Origin of the sequence: Dokdonia sp. LLG6352-1, from assembly GCF_045055815.1 — a bacterium.
Classification (GTDB): domain Bacteria; phylum Bacteroidota; class Bacteroidia; order Flavobacteriales; family Flavobacteriaceae; genus Dokdonia; species Dokdonia donghaensis.
In genome coordinates, this window is sequence record NZ_CP159329.1 from 390,080 (window position 1) to 412,968 (window position 22,889).

The window sequence follows — 22,889 nt, forward strand, 5'->3', positions numbered from 1 at the left end:
ACTTGTGTTTATTTTAATTGTTCTACCTCTGCATTAGGTTGAAAAAGATACACTTTTCCGGTTGCAACTTCCACACACTCATACCTTTTAACTCTTTTATTTCCTTTCTGAAAAATTTTTCCATTTTGGATTCTAAAGGTGCTTCCTGTAGGTATTTCAAATATATAATTTTTATCAGACGGTGGGTCGTACATTTTTAAAGCTACAGAAAGATGTGCATCTGTATCACTACTTGCCTTTGGATTTTTAAAATGTCTTGCGAGATAAGGCAATAAATCTTGAGGAAATATCTCTGGCCGTATAAAGGGTAACATAAGGTGCTGGAAGGTATGCTTCCACTCTTTCCCGTGGGGTTTTATACGCCTACCGTATTTTTTAAACGCAACGAGATGTGCTATCTCGTGTACTAGCGTGACGAGAAATCTGTATTTGTTAAGGCTTACATTAACGGTAATCTGGTGTTGCCCGTCTGGTAATATTCTATAATCTCCGTGCCTGGTAAGTCGCTCATTTACAATTTTAAGATACACTCCGTGTTCTTTTATAAGCTCAAAAACAGGTGGTGCTGCCCGCTCCGGAATGTATTTTTTTAAGGTTTCAACCATACATTAAGGTGTACTTGCAGACACTTGCAGTGTTTTACCATTATAAAAAGCATTACCCTTACGAGAGAAGTCGTAAAGATAATCTGCCATTTGCACTGCACTAAGCGGCGCCTCATAACCCGGAAATGCTTCTTCTAGCATCTCTGTTTGTACAGCCCCTAGAGCTAGCACATTAAAAGCGATACCGCTTTCTTTATACTCTTCTGCTAGAAGTTCGTTCCAGGTGATAACTGCTCCTTTACTTGAGCTGTAAGCCGCAAGGCCAGGGAATTTCATACTCCCTTGTATTCCTCCCATACTTGATACAGTCACTACGTGGCTTCCTTTGCTCATATAAGGCAGCACTGTACGAGTCATCTCTGCTACACCAAAAACGTTGACACGATAGACTTGCTCAAAATCTGCAATGGTGGTCTCTGCAAATGGTTTGTTTAATAATGCACCTGCATTATTAATTAAGATATCGACACCTTCCCAGTCGCTTTCTATAAAGTCTACAACTTTTTGAAAATCATCTTGATTTGTAATATCAAATGGAAATGCAGTAAGGTTTTGTAGATTAATATCTGCACAACTTTTATGCTTTCGCGAAAGCGCAAGTACCTGATGCCCCTCCTTTGCAAACTGCTTTGCAAGCTCAAAACCTATCCCTCTACTTGTACCGGTAATAATAACTCTTTTCATAACCTGTCTTATCTACTCTTTGCTATTGCTTTACAACCTTTACTTCTTGGGTCTTGCTATTTACCAGTCCCTCTAGACCTGGTATAAATTGTTTTATGGCTTTTTCCATAAAAGCGATATCCATCTCTTCTACCTCATCATTTACACCGTGGTAATGATCAAAGTTTGTGAAGTCAAAAGAAGAAATCGTATGTGCAGGAACACCAAATTCTAAGAAAAACGGGTAGTTATCACTTCGCATAAATAAGTTAAACTCTTTAGCCTTTGGTAAAAAGCCTACCACCTTAGATCCAGCATATTTATTAAACACCTCGGGAAAATTAGACATCTCATATCCTGACGCATACACTGTGTGATCTTTTCCTACCATAGGCACTCCTATCATCTCTATATTAAAAACCATATAGACAGCAGTGTTTGCGACTTTCATTTCTTTAGCAAGATGCTTAGAGCCTAACAATCCTTTTTCTTCTGCCGAAAATAATGTAAATACGAGTGTTCGTTTATTGTTCTTTGTCTTAGCAAAATGATCTGCAAGAGCTAGTACAGCTGTTGTACCGGCTGCATTATCATTTGCGCCGTTTGCAATTACATCACCATCTACAGCTTTACCATTACCTATGTGATCGTAATGAGCACCTATAACAATAACCTCGTCTTTAAGCGCAGGATCTGTACCCTCAAGCACTCCTACAATATTATAAGCATCACGCCCCTTTGCTTCAAAATTATCTCGATAAGTATTATAATACGGTTTTACCCCTGCATCTTTAAAGCGAGCCTCTATAAACTGAGCAGCCATCTCTATACCTTCACTACCCGTATCACGGCCTTGCAACTCATCTGACGCCAAGAAGGTCATCGTGTTTTCTACAGATTTCATCTTCTTGATGTCTGGCATCACCATCGTTACCTGAGTAGGGCTAGACGCTTTTGCCTCTGGTACATTCTCCCCCTTAACACCTACTAATGGTGCTCCTGAATTACAAGCGGCAAGTAGTACCGCTGTGCTTATTACTACAAATTTTCTCATAAAGCTAAAGATAAAAAAACCCACGCAGATGCGTGGGTTTATACATTTATAATTACTGTGTGCCTATGCAAGCATAAGTACAGGATTCTCAATATATGTTTTAAGCGTTTGTAAGAATTGTGCTCCTGTTGCACCATCTACTGTGCGGTGATCACAAGCAAGCGTAAGCTTCATCGTGTGACCTACTGCAAGCTGACCATTCTTTACAACTGGCTTCTCTACAATAGCTCCTACAGATAATATTGCCGAGTTAGGCTGGTTAATAATAGACGTAAAGTCTGTTATTCCAAACATACCAAGGTTTGATATCGTAAAAGTAGAACCTTCCATCTCTGGGATGGTAAGCTTCTTATCACGCGCTTTACCAGCTAGTGTTTTTACCTCTGCATTAATTTGCTGTAATGACTTCTCATTTGCAAACTCTACTACAGGTACAACAAGTCCATCTGGCACAGCCACAGCTACACCTATGTGCACGTGGTGGTTAAGACGCATCTTATCATCAAACCATTGAGAGTTTACCTGAGGATGTTGCTTAAGCGCAATAGAAGTTGCTTTAATGATCATATCATTAAAAGAAACCTTTGTATCTGGCTGTGTGTTAAACTGCTTACGGAAACTCATCATATTCTCCATATTGAACTCAACGTTCAGGTAATAATGAGGTGCTGTAAACTTAGATTTACCAAGACCACGAGCAATCGCTTTACGCATTTGAGAGTTTTCTATCTCTTCAAAGCTTTCTTCTCCGGTTGCAACAAACTGCTGCACAGAACCGCCTGCTGAAGGTATGAAGTTCTCAACATCACTCTTTACAATACGACCGTTTTCTCCAGTTCCTTTTACTTGAGCAAGATTTATACCTTTCTCTTCTGCTATTTTCTTTGCTAGAGGTGATACAAAAATACGTCCTCCGCTTGTGCTAGTAGTTGTAGTTGCTTTTGCTGGAGCAGCAGCCTTAGGCGCACTGGTTGTATTTTCTTTTGAAGCTTTTGGCGCTTCTTTTTCCTCCTCTTTCTTTTCTTCTTTTTTAGGTGCAGATTTTGCAGGGGCTCCACCACTTTTTATAACTCCAGAGACATCTGTCCCTTCTGGGCCTATAATAGCGAGTAAGGCATCTACCTTTGCAGTTTCACCTTCATTGATACCTATATGCAATAGCGTTCCAGATTGAAAAGACTCAAACTCCATTGTAGCCTTATCTGTTTCTATCTCTGCAAGAATATCACCTTCTTCTACCATATCCCCTACGCTTTTAAGCCAGGTAGCTACAGTCCCCTCTTCCATTGTGTCTGAGAGTCTAGGCATTGTCACAACAATAACTCCTTCTGGCACATCGCTAGATGATTCTTCTTGAGTATCATCTTCGGCTGTTGCCTCTGCGTTATCTTCTGAATCACTTGAGTCTGAAGTTGAAGTTTCTTCTTCTTTCGCGGAAGCGTCACCATTAAGCAGTCCTGAGATATCTTCTCCTTCTTCACCTATAATGGCAAGTAGGGTATCTACCTTTGCAGTTTGCCCCTCTTCTATCCCGATGTGTAATAAAACACCCTCGTTAAAAGACTCAAACTCCATTGTAGCTTTATCTGTCTCGATCTCTGCTAGTATGTCTCCTTCTTCTACCTTGTCACCTACGCTTTTTAACCAGGTAGCGACTGTTCCTTCTTCCATCGTGTCGCTCAGACGCGGCATATTTATTACTTCTGCCATAACTTATAATCTATGAGGTATGAATGGATAATCTTCTTGATCGTACACTACGTCGTACATAACATTTACATCTGGGAACGGGCTTTCTTCTGCAAACTTCTCACACTCTGCTACGCGTTTCTTAACGTTTTTGCCCATTTCATCTATCTCTTCTTGGGTTGCATAACCTTTTTCTAAGATAACCTCCTTAACTTGAGTGATAGGATCTATTTTTTGATACTCTGCCACCTCATCTTTTGTACGATAGTGTTGTGCATCAGACATAGAGTGACCTCTATAACGGTATGTTTTTAGTTCTAAAAATGTAGGTCCGTCACCACGACGAGCTCTCTCGATAGCTTCGTCCATCGCTTCGGCTACGGCTACTGGGTTCATCGCGTCTACAGGTCCACAAGGCATCTCATATCCTAATCCTAGTTTCCAGATATCTTCGTGGTTTGCAGTACGTGCAACAGAAGTTCCCATTGCGTACCCATTATTTTCTACACAAAATACTACTGGAAGTTTCCAGAGCATTGCCATATTAAATGTCTCGTGTAATGACCCTTGTCTTGCTGCTCCGTCTCCAAAGTAGCAAAGCGTCACCGCACCTGTCTTGTTATACTTATCTCCAAAAGCCATTCCTGCACCTAGTGGGATTTGCCCACCTACGATACCGTGACCTCCGTAAAATCCTTTTTCTTTAGAAAATATGTGCATAGAACCTCCAAGACCTTGTGAGGTACCGGTTCCTTTACCATAAAGCTCTGCCATTACTCGCTTTGGGTCTACTCCCATCCCGATAGGTTGCACGTGATTACGGTATGCTGTAATCATTTTATCCTTAGATAAATCCATTGCGTGTAGTGATCCAGCTAGTATTGCTTCTTGCCCATTATACAGGTGTAGAAAGCCACGTACTTTTTGCTGAATATATACTTGAGCTAGCTTGTCTTCAAACTTGCGCCAGAAGAGCATCTCTTCGTACCAATTAAGGTAGGTTTCCTTCGTGATTTTTTTCATTTAAAAGCGTATAAATGCCACCCATTTTTAGGCGAATAACAAAAATAACGATTTAAAGGAATATGTAAAAACTGTAAGAGAGGAAAAATTACGCAATCGCTTTCGTAATAAATAGTTGCCTTTTTACGCTTTCGCGAAAGCGTACTCACACCCATCATAACCTAGGTTTTACTAATGAACCAATTATAGATACTTTGAAGTAAATAGCAGCGGAAGTATGTTTTCTAAAGATGCACTCTTAACCACCTTGCCCTTTTCTCCCATAAAATAAAGCTCAATAGGCGCCGCTTGCTTGATCTCATACTCTGCAATAGCCTGTCTACACACGCCACAAGGTGGTATAGGATCTGTTGTTTCTTTATCTCTGGCGCGTGCTGTGATTGCCATCGTGAGCATCTTTGCGTCTGGATACTGCGATGAGGCATAAAATATAGCTGTGCGTTCTGCACATAGACCAGCGGGATAACAAGCATTCTCTTGATTATTACCTGTAACAATTTCTCCATTATCTAGCAGAAGTGCTGCACCTACTAAGAAGTTAGAATATGGAGCATACGCTCGCTCCCTGGCAGCAAATGCTGCATCCATTAAAGATGAAATCGTTTCTGGAAGCTCATCCTTAGAGGAATACACATCAAGAAACGATTCGATTTTTATTTTTTCCATAAAGTTATTTCGCTTTAAGCGAAAGTCTTAATTCTAGTACTCGTCGTACTCTTCACCAAAGGTAAATGTAAGTCCAAAACGAAGCGTGTTGTCCAGAGGACTTCTTACAGATCCCGTCGAAAATAAATAAGATAGATCTAGGTCTATTGAGTTAAATTCAAACCCAGCTCCTAGTGTTGCAAATTTACGTGCTCCTTTTATATCGCTCTCATTAAAGTATCCCGCTCTTAAAGCAAACACATCATTATATGTATACTCTGTTGCAAGTGACCAGGTCACTTCCTTTAACTCTTCACTAAATCCATCTGGTGCATCTCCAAAAGATTGAAAAATACCTGAGAAGAAGTTTACATCATCATCTTGACCTGCTATGATTACAACATCATCTTCAGATGTGATTTCTCCATCCCCATTAGTATCTACTCTTCCTCTTAAAGGTGGTGTAGGTACAAGTAATTTATTAAACTCAAGGCCTACAAATATTTTATTATAACTATCTAGTATGAAGTCAAAACCTCCTCCTAACTTTAGGTTAGTTGGGATAAAGTTTTCTTGACCAGCATCGTCATAACTTACTTTAGGACCTATGTTTGAGATGTTAAATCCTGCTCTCCATCTACCATCAAAGTTGTTATATACCTGCTCTTCAGACTGGTAATAACCTGAGATATCTACCCCAAATGAACTCGCTGGACTCGCATCTGCAAACTCATCAAGTTGCTGTATACGTAAGTTACTCTGTAAAAAACGTCCAGATACCGCCATAGAGAACTGATCATCTAGCTTAAGAGCATATGTTGCGTCTATAGAAAATTCATTTGGCTTGATATCTAAACCAGGACCTTCTGCACCGGTTCTTGTATTAATTGTACCAAGACTAAAATAACGTAGACTAGCCGCAAATGCGCTACGATCATCAATACGGTTTGCGTAGACTGCCTGGAGCAGTCCTATGTCGTTTACTAGATTTCCTAAATAGGGAGTGTAGTTTATACCCACATTATGTTGATCTGGCAGAAAGGCTAGCTTTGCCGGGTTCCATTGCACCGCATAAGCATCTGGGCTCGTTGCAACTCCCTGCTCTCCCATACCTGCAGCACGCGCGTCTCCTGCGATAGCAAGAAAAGGAACTGCAGTGGTAATTGTATTTGTGTCATCTTGTGCTTGAACTGACACATTAGACAAAATAAAAGCTGCTACTAACAGCGATAAAAACTTATTCATACTAAAGGGTAATTTTGGTAAATATAGACTTTTATTTTTTTTATAATTATAAGATCACAAGCTTCTCGATTTTCTCCACTCGCTTGTTTGTTAACGTAGATTTTACGGTTATCTTATAGATGTACACACCTTTTCCTATTGCTTGCCCAAAGTCATCTAGACCATCCCAGGTGATATCACGAGACAAAAATCCCTCTGTCATCACAGACTGATTTATAGTCTTCACAACCTTACCTGTAACCGTAAATATCTGAACCTGAACATCAAGAGGCTCAAACGGGCGATTATGATTAAACCAGAACTCTGTATAATTTACAAATGGATTAGGGTAGTTAAGAACATTCTCAAGCTCTATCTCATCATCTCCAAGAACAACAAATTGCAGCTCTGCCGTAGATGAATTATTATATACATCCCAAGCTTTAAAAGAAAGTGTATGAGGACCCGGCTCTAAATTTCTAATTTTTCTAGCAGCTGTTCCTTTCATAAAATTATCAACTTCGGTCTCATAGAAGTCATTCATAATAATAGGATTAGTTTCATCTCCATCTATAATCGCTACTATATCGTGACCTATACCACTAGCAGTGTTTATACCATTCTCATCTTCGAGTTTTGCCAGAATAATAGGAGAGTCATTTGTAATACCACCGTTTACAAAGTTTTCATCATTCATAAAAAGACGTATCCTAGGTCCGAGGTTATCTTCTGGAGCATCTTCGTTAAGACCCCCTACAATTATGGTTTCATTTACTCCTGCCTGATCTTCTAAAACTCCCAGTCGTTCTGCATAAAAATTGAGTCTCCCGTTACCTAGTGGTATTGCTGTATCTCGTGGCATTCTAAATGTAAACTCAAAATTACCATTAGTCACTGAGGCCTGACCTCTATAGAGTACAGCTCCTAGTGTAGTAAAATCCATTATTGCAAGATCTCCTCCTATTTGTACTCCGTCATTACCTAGTGTTTGTCTCTCTATACGTTTATCATATAGAGTCACGGCAAGTGTGCCTGTATAATTTGTAAGCGTTTGACCGAATTCTGTGGTCACTCGTCCATTAATTTTTACAAGATCCAGTGCTTTCAGAACAGGTAACTCCTCAGTAACGGGTACGTCATTTACCGCACTCAATTGTATATCTGGTTTTGGAAAAGCTAGCTTCATAGCAGGATCGCCCACAAAGAATATTACCCTTCTTAACGGATCAGAAATACCATTTTTTGAAGCTCTTATATTTTCTGCGACGCTCTGTACCTCATTAGTCCCGAAAGAATAGAGTTGCTCTACGAGTGCATTATTAAATTGTACTCCAAGTGTTACTGTTATCTCACGAGTTGTAGTAACAAGTCCTACGGCTCCCCCTTCTGCATTCCAAAAAAGCTCTTCGCCACCGGTAGGTCGCTCTGGGTTATCAAATTTTCCAAATTCACACGTAACTGTCACTACAAGCGGTAATCGCTCACCATTATCAAGATTGTCAATTTCATTTTGAGTAACGATAGCCTCAGCTGCCAGGAGTTCTTCTCCACCGTGACCAAGGTAAGTCACAACGAGTGAACCTACTTCTATAGCATTTTCTATAGCTTCATTTACCTGAGGATACCTATCCCCACCAGCAGAAGATTGCTGCTGAAAAGCATCACTATGTATTTTTATCACATTTACAAAGGGCTTCTCTACACTTATCTGATCTCCTAGATTATCGAGCGTGCCCTGAAGCTGAGTAAACTCAAATGCCTCATCTACATCATCTGAGACAAGGACAAAATTATTACGCCACCTACCATAAGATGCTCTTGCGTCATAATTAATAATTTTATCTACTACTGTATTTGCCAGTTGTGGTGTATCTGCCACAATGCGCCCTACAGCCAGATCTAATTTATCTGAGGCGAGCATCCTTCCCTCATCTGGATCTAGGGAACCATAAAAATCGTCACTCATAAAAGAACGCACAAGACTAAAACTATCAAAAGTTTGATATGTGGGCATTACATTATTATTAGCTGTGATACGATTTTTATAATCTACAGAAGTATCACCAAAAAGGCATACGTATTTAAGTCTATTTGCATCAGACGATGCGTTTTCATAAACATATCTCACAAAATTGCGTATCGCCCCAATATCTTGTTTACCTCCACCAAACTCTTGATATATCTGCTCTAGCGTTACTGTCTTGACGTTAAGACCTCTAAAATCTCTATTATGTTGTGCTAACCTTTCGGCTTGTGACAACAGTGTGTTATCAGTTATCATAAGGTAATCTACATCTTGAAAGCTTCCGCTACTATTCAAAAATATAGTGCCCTTTAAATTTTGATTACTTACCAAGGCACTACCTCCCTCACGAAGCGGCTCATAATAATCTGATGGGTGTACCGCTACAAAACGCCTATCTGTACCAAGATTACTTTTAAAAGTAATAGCGCTCTGATCCTGTATCTGCAAAGCACGCACACTTGCCTGGTTTGTCACCTCCCATATCTGAGAATACCCCTGAGCATTAGAAAATGTATATGCCCCTACACCTGTCTCTAGAGCAGCATTTACATTGCGAAAATTAAATTGCTCTCCTGTACCACTTAACTGTGACGGCACCTCTAGACTTATAAAATCTAAATAACCGGTACTAGAAGGATTTCCACTATTATTGTAGGTAAGGGTAACCGTTACTTCTTCACTCGTAATGGGAACTTGCACTTCAAGCTCATCTCCCCTTGCAAGCACAATACTATTGATAGGTAAAATAGGTATAGAGCCTACACCAGCACCATTTACCGAAACATCAAAAGACGTAGAACTCTCTGATGTTGCTGCAGCCACGACTCGCAAGCTTGCTGTCTGACCGGGAACTACGTTTGTAAACTCAAAATCAAAAGACTGCTCATTCTCAAAACTAAAAGACTCTCCAAACCATCTTCTTCCTATTTTAACCAGACTTACCTCATCCTCTTCATAAAATTCATAGTCGTTATACGTAGTATAAGTTACAGCAGGTGTCCCGGCAGGTTCAATGTAGGACTGGATGCGCTGCCCATTATCTCCATCTACAGTAATATAATAGTATGACCTATCTGCATAGGGGTTAATATGTGTGTCTAACTCTTCGTGGTATTTTCGGGTGCTTTCTCCATAAAACAAGACACCATCATTTGAGTCAAAAGAGCCATCTTGACCTCCTTCTATCTGCACAGCAATCTCCCTTAAATCAAACTCTGTATTATCACTATTGAGAAATGGTAACGGCGAACCTCCATATCCATATACTTTTATTTTTGAAGGATCTATGTTGTTTACATTCATCCCAAGGCTTTGCAAAAAGTTCCGGCTTATGCGGTGCACTCCAGTTTCCTCTACATAGAACTTATAAAAATTACCAGTTGCAAGTACACTATTTGTAATAGGCAAGGATGAGAATTGTTGAGATTGCGCTTTCGCGAAAGCGTAATTAACCCCAGCGCTCACTACTCTCTTTATTTGGCCATTTTGATTTACAAAAGGATTAAATGTAATAACTCCATAATTTTTATCTCTAGCGCGAGCCGCCTTAATCTTAGGACGCACCTGTGATGGTAAATCATCCTTATTAACTAGCCCCTGTAGGTCGTATGGCAATGGCTCTAGCTGTATGTTTACAAACTGTGTTGTGACAGGATCCAGACGAGTAGCTGTAGGAAATTGCGTATGATACTCCCAGTTACCTTCATTATCTTGTGATAGATTAATAAACTCTAATGTGGTGCCAGCACTGGTACTCCTTGTCATCTCACCCCAATCAAGGCGTAATTGCTCCGTTTGTGAGAAAGCAGTGATTGTAAGTAATAAAAATAATAAGGTAATGGTAGATCTCATTAGTATGGTAACGCAGTGGCGCAGGGCTTAGTATTAAAGCTGAGGCAATAGCAGTATTTTTTTTGTATGGACAATAATAAAGAATAAATCACGCCGTTACTAATGAGTTACCTATAACTAGTTAATATTTTTTTGGGTTCGACGTCGTAAAATGCTTGCACTTTAACGAGTTATTACTATATTGCAACCCCAAATCTAATGAACCTAATACCTATGAAACCACACTTAGCATTAAAAATGCTGGCGCTTGCTGTGATATCTCTTTCAATAGCAAGTTGCAGTAAATCAAACGACTACAAAGATTCCTCTAGAGGAACTGGCTGGAAAGTAGACGGTAAAAACGGAGGTTTTAAACTTAAAACAGATTATGAAGAGCAAGCTACGGGACCAGGACTCGTATTTGTAGAGGGAGGTACTTTTACAATGGGTAAGGTACAAGATGACGTAATGCACGACTGGAATAACTCTCCAAACCAGCAGCACGTTCAATCTTTTTACATAGATGAGACTGAAGTTACTAACGGTATGTATCTTGAGTACTTAGATTATCTTAAAAAGGTTTTCCCACCAGAAGAAGAAAATTACAGAAACATTTACAAGGGAGCACTTCCTGATACATTAGTATGGAGAAACCGTCTTGGTTTTAACGAGACTATGACAGAAAACTACCTACGTCACCCTGCATATGCAAACTACCCTGTGGTGGGTGTGAGCTGGATACAGGCTGTAGAGTATGCAAACTGGAGATCTAACCGTGTAAACGAGTTAATTCTAGAAGAGCAAGGATTTACAGCTAGAGGCGCTAGATTTGATGTAGACGCAAGCTCTACTTTTGATACAGAAACATACTTAAACGCACCTACACTAACCTATGGAGGAAGTGATAGTCTTGCTCGTGGAGGAAAAGCTAGTGAGCGTAGAATGAAGCAAAATGATAGTACAAACATTTTTGTACAACGTTCTGACGGAGTTCTTTTACCAAACTATAGACTACCTACAGAAGCAGAGTGGGAGTATGCAGCTCTAGGTCTTACAGAGTTAAGAAGCTACAATGTTTATCGTGGTCGTAAAAAATATCCTTGGGATGGATCATACACAAGATCGTCTAGTAGACGTACTCGTGGAGATCACTTAGCAAACTTTAAACAAGCAGATGGTGATTACGGAGGAATCTCTGGATGGTCTGATGATAATGCAGATATTACCGCAGAGGTAAAGAGCTATGAGCCTAATGACTTTGGCCTTTACGATATGGCTGGTAACGTGTCTGAGTGGGTAGCAGATGTTTATAGACCTATAGTAGATGATGAGTTTAATGACTTTAACTACTACCGTGGTAACGTTTACACAAAGAATGCAATAGGAGAAGATGGAAAGGTAAAAGTAGTTACTACAGACTCTATCGTATATGACACACTTGCAAACGGAAGTATTATCGCAAGAGATTTACCTGGAGAAATACTACAGGTACCGGTAGATGAAGATGAGACTTACCTAAGAACCCAGTTTTCTACAAGTGACAACCGTAACTTTAGAGATGGTGACAGAAGATCTACAAGATACTTTGAGTCGTTTAATGACGATGCAGAAAACCCAGAATCTGGCAAAAAAATGTACAACTCGCCACAACATAGAGTTGAGCAAGATAGTGCCGGAACAATAGAGCGCCGTTATGATGAATCTAACAATAGAACGTCTTTAATAAACGACGAAGTGCGTGTTTACAAAGGAGGTTCTTGGAGAGACAGAGCTTACTGGCTTGACCCAGCACAGCGCCGTTTCTTACCCCAAGGTATGGCAACAGATGATATTGGTTTCCGTTGTGCGATGTCTCGTGTAGGATCAAAATCAAAAACCGGAAAGAGAGCTAGATAACCCTCTTAATTAACATATATCAAAAAGCCCTCTCTCGTGAGGGCTTTTTTAATACAACAGTTTACAAGATATGACTATAGCAGAGTTGCATTTTCATTTTTTAGATAGCAATGGTGTTTGTACAGATACAAGAAGCCTTGAAGAAAATCAAATTTATTTTGCGCTCAAAGGCGAAAATTTTAACGGAAATAAATTTGCCCAGCAAGCCCTCAAATCTGGAGCGTCTCTAGCAATTGTAGATGAAAAAGAATATGTTACAGATAGGTCTGTACTTGTAGATGATGTTTTAAGTACTTTACAACAACTTGCAAATTATCACCGTAACTACCTAGACTTACCCATCATAGGCATCACAGGTAGTAACGGAAAAACCACTACAAAGGAACTTATTTATGCCGTGCTGTCTGAGCAGTACAACGTTATTGCCACAAAAGGCAATCTCAACAATCACATAGGGGTACCACTCACCCTACTCACTATGGATGCTAGCACAGAAATAGGTATTGTAGAGATGGGCGCAAATCATCAAGGGGAGATAAAAATGCTATGTGAGATTGCACAACCTAATTTTGGGTATGTAACAAACTTTGGCAAAGCACATCTAGAAGGCTTTGGAGGTTTTGAAGGTGTTATAAAAGGTAAAAGTGAACTTTATAATTACCTCCGAGAAAACAATGAGCTCGTCTTTATAAATGATCAAGATGAGATTCAAGTACGACAATCTGCAAATATTGTTTCAAAAACCTTTGGCTCATCACAAAGCGAGTACCCAGTATATCTAGAAGATGGCTCAGGCAACTTAAAGATTACTGTGGGTGGAACTACGATTACAAGTAATCTCATAGGTACATATAACTTCTCAAATATTGCTGTAGCTATGGCTATGGGCAATCACTTTGACGTGCCACTTACCCACATCAAAAATGGCATAGAAAAATATGTGCCGTCAAATAATAGATCACAAATTATTGACAAAGACACATACAAGATTATACTAGACGCTTACAATGCCAACCCGACAAGTATGGCTGCTGCATTAAAAAACCTGCAAGCCACAGGCACAAATGCAATTGCATTTATAGGAGATATGTTTGAAGTGGGTGAAACCTCAAAAGCAGAACATCAAGCCATTTTAGACCTTGCACATAATCTTAACATCTTAAAAGTCTATGCGATAGGCCCAGATTTTGGAACTTCTTCTCCTCACCCTGAACAAAAAGTTTATGGGAGTTATGACGCTTTCGCGAAAGCGTACTCAAAACAAATACCAGCAGACACAACAGTACTCATAAAAGGATCGCGAGGTATGAAAATGGAGCGTATTTTAGATATTCTCGCCTCTTAACTATTGCTTCATACATAAAGCGGTGATGTTTTAAGAACTGCCGTTAATACCTTAACTTTAAAAGCCACGTACAAGTAAGGTTTTTAAAGTATGGATAAAAAATATATTGTTGCCTTTGACCAAGGTACCACCAGCACACGAGCTATCATTTTTGACAATAAGGGTACTATAAAGAATATTGCCCAAAGAGAACTCAAACAACATTACCCACAACACGGCTGGGTTGAACACGACCCTCTTGAAATTTATGAAGCCCAAAAATCTGTTTTTAAAGAAGTTACATCAACTTCTGATATTGGTGCGGAAGAAATTGCTGCGATAGGTATTACAAACCAGCGAGAGACCACCGTAGTCTGGGATAAAAATACTGGAGAACCTGTTTATAATGCGATTGTGTGGCTAGACAAGCGTACAAAAACTATATGTGAGCAACTCAAATCAAAAAACCTAGACGAGTATGTGCGTAAGAATACTGGGCTCATCATAGACTCTTACTTTTCTGGCACAAAGGTAAAATGGATTTTAGACAACGTACCAAGCGCATCTGATAAAGCAGCGCAAGGTGACCTCCTTTTTGGAACCATAGACACCTGGCTTATTTGGAAGTTTACAAATGGCAAGGTACACGCTACAGATCACTCCAACGCGAGCCGCACGATGCTCTACAATATCATAAATCTAGAGTGGGATAAAAAACTACTAGATGCACTTACTATACCTAGCTCAATGTTACCACAAGTACAGAACTCTGCATCACATTTTGGCGAGATTACAATAGATGGTACGAGTATTCCTATAAGTGGTGTTGCTGGAGACCAGCAGGCCTCTCTTTTTGGTCAAGGAGGATACAAATCTGGTGTGGCAAAAAACACCTACGGCACCGGTTGTTTTGTCCTTATGAATACGGGAAAGAAACCATTTAAATCTAAAAATGGGTTACTCACTACACTCTGTGCAAGCTTACCAGATGGCAAGGTAAAGTATGCACTAGAGGGATCCATTTTTGCAGGCGGCGCCTCTATACAATGGCTACGTGATAAACTAGATGTTATAGATCACGCTCAAGACACAGAAAGCATCTGTGTAAACACCCCAGCTACAGATGATCTCTATATCGTACCCGCATTTGCAGGGCTAGGCGCTCCGCACTGGGATATGGATGCAAAGGGAGCCATATATGGTCTCACACTAGACTCTACAAAAAATGATATAATAAAGGCTACGGTAGATGCCATTGCATACCAAACCAGAGATGTACTCGACGCAATGATAGAAGACTCTGGCAAGCAAATGAAAACCCTTAGAGTAGATGGGGGAGCTACGGCAAATAATTACCTAATGCAGTTTCAGTCTGACTTACTTAACGTACAAGTAGACCGCCCAAAAATGCTTGAAGTAACAGCACTAGGCGCAGCCTTTCTTGCAGGTATACAGTCTGGTATTTGGAACAAAAAAGACATTGCCAAGATACGCCAAGTAGACACCATCTTTGAACCTAAAATCACTCAATATGAGCGATCAAAAAAATATACCGGTTGGAAAAATGCTGTCGCAAGAACAAAGAGCACAACAAACCAAATGCTAGCTACGCAAGAAGACACACCACTTAGGTTTTCGGTACTTGATAGGCAAAGACAATTACAACGAGCGCAGCGAGAAAAATTTGACCTCATCATCATAGGTGGTGGCGTTACCGGGGCTGGTATTGCTCTAGACGCATCCTCACGAGGGATGAAAGTATGCCTTATAGAAAAAAATGATTTTGCCTCAGGAACAAGTAATAAATCTACAAAGCTCATACACGGCGGTTTGCGCTACCTAAAACAAATGGAAATAGGTCTGGTAAAAGAATCAGGTAGTGAGCGCGCTATTGTGCACACACTTGCTCCTCACCTTGTAGTTCCAGAAAAGATGTTATTACCCCTAATAGAGGGCGGAACTTACGGTAAGATGATGACCGCAATAGGCCTTAAAGTATATGATTTTCTTGCAAATGTAGAGGGAGATGATAAACGTAAAATGTTAAGCGCAGAAGAGACTGCATCACGAGAACCCCTACTTAATACCAAAGATCTCATAGGTGGTGGTTACTATGCAGAGTATCGCACAGATGATGCGCGCCTTACGGTAGAACTTCTTAAGAAAGCTGCAAGCTTTGGCGCTACCATAATTAATTATTGTGAGATGACCTCTTTTAAGTATGATTCAAAAGGTAAAATCAAAAGCCTACACTGCTATGACCACAATAACGATAAGTCGTTTAAACTTAAAGCACAAAACTATGTCTCTGCGGCAGGTCCCTGGGTAGATCTATTAAGAAAGAAAGATCACTCTATGAACAGTAAGCACCTTCACCTCACAAAAGGAGTGCATATCGTTTTCTCTAGAGAGCGTTTCCCGCTTACACAATCTATCTATTTTGACGTGCCAGATGGACGTATGATTTTTGCCATTCCGCGTGGAAGGTCAACCTATGTAGGTACTACAGACACAAATTACAGTGGCAATCTCAATAGAGTGGTTGCTACACAGGCAGATGCTACATATTTACTAGACGCTACAAATAATATGTTTCCAGACCTACAACTCAAAATAGATGACATTGAGTCAAACTGGGCAGGCTTACGCCCTCTTATACACGAAGATGGCAAAGACCCATCTGAGTTAAGTAGAAAGGATGAGATTTTTGTCTCAGAGACGGGTCTTATATCTATTGCTGGTGGCAAGCTTACGGGATACCGCAAGATGGCTCAACGAGTAATAGATAGAGTGCTTAAAGATATCCCAGAAAAGAAAAAAAGTCACCTCGTCACCTCGTATACAGATAAGATACCCCTCACTGCTACTCCATTATCAAATACCGAAGAGGTAGACGCTTACCAAGTCACTATTGCAAAACAACTTGAGACAGCGGGTATCATAGACTCCTACCAGAGCTGGTACCTCGCCACCACTTATGGTAAGCAAAGTGATACCATAATCTCAAAGATGAGTTACTTCTTAAATGATAATCCAGAAGAGCGACTTCTAAGAGCAGAGGTATGGTACAGTGTACACCACGAGATGACTAACAGCCTTTCGGACTTTTTTGTGAGGCGTACGGGTAGACTTTACTTTGACATCCATTCTGTACATCTCTATCGTGATCTTGTGCAAGAAGATATGATACAATACTTAGGGTGGGACGAAGCTCGTGTGGCAAAAGAAAACAAGTACCTCGATCTCTTACTACAAGACGCAAGTGCTTATTATGAAAGCGAGTTTGCCTAAAAAACTACACCCCATAGTTAAAACCATTAGTAATGAGAATTATACAATGATGAGGAGACCGCTTTCGCGAAAGCGCAATAAAAACACGCAAACGTTATAGTAACAAGGTTCGCAATAGAAGTGCTAATATTCTATTAAAAAGTCATATTTTAGACCCTAGACTAATAAATACTTAACCATATGGGACTCATTTCATTTCTTGGATTTACATTGCTAGTAGCAGGATACGCCTGGTGGAAAACCCGCGGCACAGACGAAAAAAGTGCAGACGGATACTACCTGGGAGGAAGAAGCTTAGGAGCACTTACCATAGCAGGGTCTTTACTACTTACAAACCTCTCTGCAGAGCAAATAGTAGGTCTCAATGGTCAAGCATTTTCTGAGGGTATCTTAGTAATGGCGTGGGAGACACTAGCAGCCATTGCGATGGTTGTGACGGCTGTTTATTTTTTACCAAAATATATGCACAAAGGTATCACGACCATACCAGAGTTTATAGAAGAACGCTTTGACGAAAACACAAAAGCCATACTCTCGATCTTATTCTTACTAGCCTTTGGGGTAGTTCTCCTTCCTACTATACTATACTCTGGGTCTATCGCATTTAGTACAATGTTTGACTTACCAGAATTACTAGGCCTGTCTGACGCTGCTACCATAATGGTATGTGTATGGACGATAGGGCTTATAGGTATTGTTTATGCCATATTTGGTGGACTTAAAGCTGTAGCCGTATCTGACCTTGTAAATGCAATAGGCCTCTTAATAGGTGGGTTGTTAATCCCTTATTTTGGACTTAAGCTTATAGGTGACGGTAATGTGGGTGATGGACTCAACGAGCTATGGACAGAAAACCAAGATAAATTTGATGTCACAGGTGATGTAACCTCTTCTATTCCTTTTGGAACTATTTTTACTGGGATGATGATTGCTCAGATTTATTACTGGGGTACTAACCAAGCGATTTTACAACGTGTTTTTGGCGCAAAGAGTCTTGAAGAAGGGCAAAAAGGGATGATGCTCGCAGCATTTGTAAAATTCTTAATACCTGTGATAGTAGTACTGCCAGGTATCATTGCGTGGCACCTTTTTGGTGAAAACTTAGAATCTGCAGATAAGGCGTACCCTGTCCTTGTAAAAGAAGTATTACCTCCAGCCCTTGTAGGCTTTTTTGCAGCCGTACTTTTTGGAGCGGTATTAAGCTCATTTAATAGCTTATTAAATAGTAGTGCTACACTGTTTGGTTTTGACTTATACAAGAAATTTTTTAAACGGGACGCATCAGAGCATAAAGCCGTAAAAGCAGGTAAGATATTTGGACTTGGCCTTGCGATTGTAGCTATGATTATAGCTCCATTTATTGCAAACGCGCCAGATGGATTATTTGATTATATACAGCAAGCACTAGGTAGTTTAAGTGTACCTATACTTTCGGTAGTATTAGTAGGTATTGTGAGTAAACGAGTGCCAGCAATAGGAGCAAAAATCGTGATGATTGCCGGAGTGATTATGTACTTAATAAGTATGTACCTACGTCCTATCTTTCAAGAAAATGCTCTTACCGAAGCTGCTGTAAATGGAATTACAGACGCTGGAGAACTGGCAATTATAGAAGCAGAGGCTTTTCCTCACTTTTTACACGTGATGGGTATCTTATTTGTAGTAAATATTCTTATAATGGTAGTTGTAGGTATGATAAAGCCAAAGCAAGATATCTACGTCCCAAAACAAACGGAAGCCATAGACACTACACCTTGGAAATATGCTTGGATTGTAGGTCTTTGTATCGTTTTACTCGTATTAAGCACGTATTTCATTTTTTAAAAAAGGGTTGAGTACGCTTTCGCGAAAGCAAAAAAAGAACACGCACCACTATGAAAATATTAGTCACCGGCGGATTAGGGTTTATAGGTTCTCATACCGTTGTAGAGCTACAAGCTAAAGGCTACGATGTTATTATTATAGACGACTGTTCTAATGCTTCTCAAGAGGTGCTTGCGGGTATAACTGCCATCACGGGTATAGAGCCAGCTTTAGAGATTTTTGACCTACGTGAGAAAAAGCTTGTTGAGGATTTTTTTAGTAAACACGCAGACATAGGTGGAGTAATTCATTTTGCCGCTTCAAAGGCGGTGGGTGAGAGTGTAAAAAACCCGCTTCTGTATTATGAAAATAATATAGGGACACTTACATACATACTACAACAGCTTAAAAAACTTGAGCTTCCTACATTTATTTTTAGTTCTTCGTGTACCGTTTATGGGCAGGCAGACGAGTTACCTATAACCGAAAGTGCACCCGTTAAACCAGCAGCCTCTCCATATGGAAACACAAAGCAGATAGGTGAAGAGATTATAAGAGATACCTGCTCAATAATGCCAGAACTAAAGGCGATAGCATTAAGATACTTTAATCCCATAGGAGCACATCCTTCTACACATATAGGTGAATTACCGCTGGGAGTACCAGCAAATCTTGTTCCCTATATCACTCAGACGGCTATAGGACTTAGAGAAGAGCTATCTGTTTATGGTAACGACTACCCTACTCCAGACGGCACAGCCATACGCGACTATATACACGTAGTAGATCTAGCAAAAGCGCACGTCGTAGCTCTGGAGCGTTTACTTAATAACAAGAACAAATCTAACTACGAGGTCTTTAATATAGGTACTGGTACCGGTAGCTCTGTGATGGATGTTATCACTTCTTTTGAAAACGTTTCTGGTAAAAAATTAAATTACAAAATTGTAGATAGAAGACCTGGTGACGTAGTTGCTGCTTATGCAGATACCACACTTGCAAATCAAGAGCTAGGCTGGACTGCAAAAAGTAGTCTAGATGATATGCTAGCAAGCGCTTGGAAATGGGAGCAAAAAGTGCGAAGTATTGAGTAACTTTATTCTCTCAATAAAAGTCACTCTACTCAAAAACTAGCTTATCAATAAGACCTCAAATCTCGTAAGGTATTACCTCTATCTCTGGGCGTTATACATCGTATTTTTCATTGCATTTGGCATTGTAAAAACTCAGTTTCCAGATCTATTTGAAGCGCAATATGAGCAAAGTTTCTTAAAGGAACTCTTGCAAGACAACCCGCTTAAGTTATTTGTACTCGCGGTAATATTTGCTCCCATTATTGAGGAGATGATGTTCCGCACGCTTATAAAACCTTCTCACGCAGATGTGATATTGCTTTTATGCTCCTGGCCACTTTTTTACTCAAATAAATTTATCCCTACAGATGTGCATTGGGCTGTAAAACTTGGGTTTATAGCCGTGTTCTTATTTACCGTGTTTACAATTCTCAAACAGCTTATACCCGAGCAAAGCACCCTCAAAATACGCAACTTTTTATCACGACATTCTACGGTTGTTCTTGTTGTGAGTTCGCTACTTTTTGGTATGGTACATATTAATAATTATGTAGACACCTTTGTGCTTAATGCAGCGCTTATTGCCCTTATTATACCTAGAATAATTTCAGGATTTATGATGGGATTACTTAAAATCAAAAATGAAAACATCGTTTGGCCTATGGCACTCCACGCGATGAATAACGGTTTTGTAATCATTATTTTAATTATTTCTCGTACCACAACAAGCTAGGTCAGTATGCGCCTCACTCCTATCACATTAAAAGATCTTTCTACCCTACGTGATCTTGCTATGCGCACATACTCGGCAGCTTTTGCTTCAAAAAATGCACCTGGTGTGATTGAGAGGTATTATGAATACGCTTTCGCGAAAGCGCACCTTAAAGAACAACTATCTAACCCAGATTCATACTGGTATTTTTACAAAGACCAAGAGGAGATTCTAGGCTATTTAAAACTCAATACAGGCAAGGCACAAACAGAATTTCAAGAAAAAAATGGATTAGAAGTAGAACGTATCTACATAGATATCCCCTACTTAGGAAAAGGCTATGGAAGCGAGCTTATAGAATTTTCGATTTCTAAAGCAAAGGAGTTAGAAAAAAACTACATTTGGCTGGGCGTTTGGGAAGAAAATCCAGAGGCCATAAAATTTTATAAAAAACACGGTTTTAAGATAGTAGGCACTCACGATTATGATATGATTGCAGAGATTCAAACCGATTATATAATGCGACTTGATCTATGAACAAGCAAATAGAGGCTATTTCTGTTTTTGATATGCTTAAAATAGGTGTGGGACCTTCGAGTTCTCATACGCTAGGACCGTGGAGAGCGGCCATTAGATTTATTGAAAAACTTAAGATCAAAGGTAACTTTGAGCTCATAGAGAGTTTAAAAGTAGACCTCTACGGCTCATTATCTCTCACTGGCAAGGGGCACGCCACAGATGTTGCCGTTATTATGGGACTTACGGGTGCAGACCCTACAACCTGCAGTATAGAAGACATCCCGACTACGGTAGAACACATAAAACTCTTTAGAAGGTTAGAGCTGGATGGGTCACTCACCTTTAGTTTTGACCCAGAAGAGGATATTATTTTTAATAGAAAATTTCTCCCTTTTCACCCTAACGGAATACGCTTTACAGCAACACTTACTAATGGGAAGAAAGTAAGAGAGGTGTACTACTCGATAGGCGGTGGTTTTGTAATTCAAAAAGAAAGAAAGAGAGCACAGCGCAAGAAGATAGCCTTTGAATGTTTCCCTAGGCCTATAGAAAAAGCAACCGAATTACTTAAATTCTGTAAGCAAGAAGGCAAGTCCATTTCTGAAATTATTTTAGAAAATGAATTGTACCTCAATACTCAAGAGGAGATTGATGAGCGTTTTACACAGATTTGGGATGTAATACTTGACTCAATGTATACAGGCTGTCACACCGAGGGAACGCTCCCAGGTGGTCTCAATGTGAGAAGACGCGCTTTTGACACACACTTACGCTTACAAAAAAACACAGCATACACAGATAAGTACGAGTGGATAGAAGCTATACGTGGGCAAGAAGTACGCTTTCGCGAAATATTAAAATGGGTATCCTGCTTTGCTCTGGCAGTAAATGAGGTAAATGCATCTCTTGGCCGCGTCGTGACCGCTCCTACTAACGGAAGCGCAGGCGTAATACCCTCTGTTCTTATGTACTACATCGTTATAGAAAATCACGATGCAAATTTTGAAGATATTAAAAGGTTCTTGCTCGTAGCCGGAGAGGTAGGAAGTCTCTTCAAAAAAGGAGCAACCATCTCTGCTGCAATGGGTGGATGTCAGGCAGAAATAGGAGTCTCTAGCGCTATGGCAGCAGCGGGTCTTACAGAGCTTATGGGCGGTACTCCAGAGCAAGTTCTTATGGCAGCAGAGATTGCAATGGAACATCACTTAGGTCTTACTTGTGACCCTATAGGCGGTCTTGTACAGATACCTTGTATAGAGCGCAATGCAATGGGAGCTATAAAAGCAATTAATGCCTGTGAGATGGCGCTAGATGCAGATGCTGCAAATGCTAAAGTCCCACTAGATAAAGTCATAGAGACTATGTGGCAAACAGCACAAGATATGAACACAAAGTACAAAGAAACCTCAGAAGGTGGTCTTGCGATAAATGTTGCAATGTCAGATTGTTAAAAATATAAAACCACCTATCACGCAACCTTAATTGCTATTCTGTATCTTGGTAAAGAATCCT

At 40.0% G+C, this 22,889-nt stretch carries 16 protein-coding genes; 8 read left to right on the forward strand and 8 right to left on the reverse strand.

The window, feature by feature from the left end; all coding sequences use genetic code 11:
* Positions 1-8 precede the first annotated feature (8 nt).
* The 8 genes from ABVM49_RS01810 to porU form a co-directional block, all read right to left on the reverse strand.
* Entirely contained in the window at positions 9-605 is a 597-nt protein-coding gene (locus ABVM49_RS01810) for a SprT-like domain-containing protein (RefSeq protein WP_298351547.1), read from the reverse strand.
* Between the two features lie 3 nt (positions 606-608).
* Entirely contained in the window at positions 609-1,289 is a 681-nt protein-coding gene (locus ABVM49_RS01815; protein ID WP_405202775.1) for an SDR family NAD(P)-dependent oxidoreductase, read from the reverse strand.
* Between the two features lie 22 nt (positions 1,290-1,311).
* Positions 1,312-2,322 carry a M28 family metallopeptidase gene (locus tag ABVM49_RS01820; protein WP_405202776.1) on the reverse strand — a complete coding sequence of 337 codons (1,011 nt, stop codon included), beginning with the start codon at positions 2,320-2,322 and terminating at the stop codon, positions 1,312-1,314.
* Between the two features lie 63 nt (positions 2,323-2,385).
* Entirely contained in the window at positions 2,386-4,032 is a 1,647-nt protein-coding gene (locus ABVM49_RS01825; RefSeq protein WP_405202777.1) for a pyruvate dehydrogenase complex dihydrolipoamide acetyltransferase, read from the reverse strand.
* Between the two features lie 3 nt (positions 4,033-4,035).
* Complete coding sequence (gene pdhA / locus ABVM49_RS01830; RefSeq protein WP_038599444.1) at positions 4,036-5,034, reverse strand: pyruvate dehydrogenase (acetyl-transferring) E1 component subunit alpha; 999 nt, start codon at positions 5,032-5,034, stop codon at positions 4,036-4,038.
* 183 nt (positions 5,035-5,217) lie between these two features.
* The gene (locus tag ABVM49_RS01835; RefSeq protein ID WP_405202778.1) at positions 5,218-5,700 is read right to left on the reverse strand and encodes a cytidine deaminase; all 483 of its coding nucleotides are present in this window, start codon (positions 5,698-5,700) and stop codon (positions 5,218-5,220) included.
* Positions 5,701-5,733: 33 nt separating this feature from the next.
* Positions 5,734-6,924 (reverse strand): type IX secretion system outer membrane channel protein PorV, encoded by a 1,191-nt coding sequence (gene porV / locus ABVM49_RS01840; RefSeq protein WP_405202779.1) that lies wholly within the window; start codon positions 6,922-6,924, stop codon positions 5,734-5,736.
* A gap of 46 nt (positions 6,925-6,970) precedes the next feature.
* The gene (porU, locus tag ABVM49_RS01845) at positions 6,971-10,780 is read right to left on the reverse strand and encodes a type IX secretion system sortase PorU (protein ID WP_405202780.1); all 3,810 of its coding nucleotides are present in this window, start codon (positions 10,778-10,780) and stop codon (positions 6,971-6,973) included.
* 213 nt (positions 10,781-10,993) lie between these two features.
* Here porU and gldJ point away from each other — a divergent pair, with 213 nt between their 5' ends.
* The 8 genes from gldJ (at position 10,994) to ABVM49_RS01885 (ending at position 22,828) form a co-directional block, all read left to right on the forward strand.
* Positions 10,994-12,655 carry a gliding motility lipoprotein GldJ gene (gene gldJ / locus ABVM49_RS01850; protein WP_405202781.1) on the forward strand — a complete coding sequence of 554 codons (1,662 nt, stop codon included), beginning with the start codon at positions 10,994-10,996 and terminating at the stop codon, positions 12,653-12,655.
* Between the two features lie 70 nt (positions 12,656-12,725).
* Complete coding sequence (gene murF, locus ABVM49_RS01855; protein WP_405202782.1) at positions 12,726-14,000, forward strand: UDP-N-acetylmuramoyl-tripeptide--D-alanyl-D-alanine ligase; 1,275 nt, start codon at positions 12,726-12,728, stop codon at positions 13,998-14,000.
* Positions 14,001-14,090: 90 nt separating this feature from the next.
* Positions 14,091-17,270, forward strand: a complete 3,180-nt coding sequence (glpK, locus tag ABVM49_RS01860) for a glycerol kinase GlpK (protein WP_405202783.1) — start codon at positions 14,091-14,093, stop codon at positions 17,268-17,270.
* A 180-nt stretch (positions 17,271-17,450) separates the two neighbouring features.
* Positions 17,451-19,094: a solute:sodium symporter family transporter gene (locus ABVM49_RS01865; protein WP_405202785.1), complete on the forward strand. Its 1,644-nt coding sequence runs from the start codon at positions 17,451-17,453 to the stop codon at positions 19,092-19,094.
* A gap of 50 nt (positions 19,095-19,144) precedes the next feature.
* On the forward strand, positions 19,145-20,167 hold the full coding sequence (gene galE / locus ABVM49_RS01870; protein WP_405202787.1) for a UDP-glucose 4-epimerase GalE: 1,023 nt from the start codon (positions 19,145-19,147) through the stop codon (positions 20,165-20,167).
* A 187-nt stretch (positions 20,168-20,354) separates the two neighbouring features.
* Positions 20,355-20,879: a type II CAAX prenyl endopeptidase Rce1 family protein gene (locus ABVM49_RS01875; protein WP_375252602.1), complete on the forward strand. Its 525-nt coding sequence runs from the start codon at positions 20,355-20,357 to the stop codon at positions 20,877-20,879.
* Between the two features lie 6 nt (positions 20,880-20,885).
* Entirely contained in the window at positions 20,886-21,395 is a 510-nt protein-coding gene (locus tag ABVM49_RS01880; RefSeq protein WP_405202788.1) for a GNAT family N-acetyltransferase, read from the forward strand.
* A complete protein-coding gene (locus tag ABVM49_RS01885) occupies positions 21,392-22,828 on the forward strand; it encodes an L-serine ammonia-lyase (RefSeq protein WP_405202789.1) in 1,437 nt (478 codons plus the stop codon). Before ABVM49_RS01880 ends, ABVM49_RS01885 begins: the two co-directional genes overlap by 4 nt.
* Positions 22,829-22,889 lie beyond the last annotated feature (61 nt).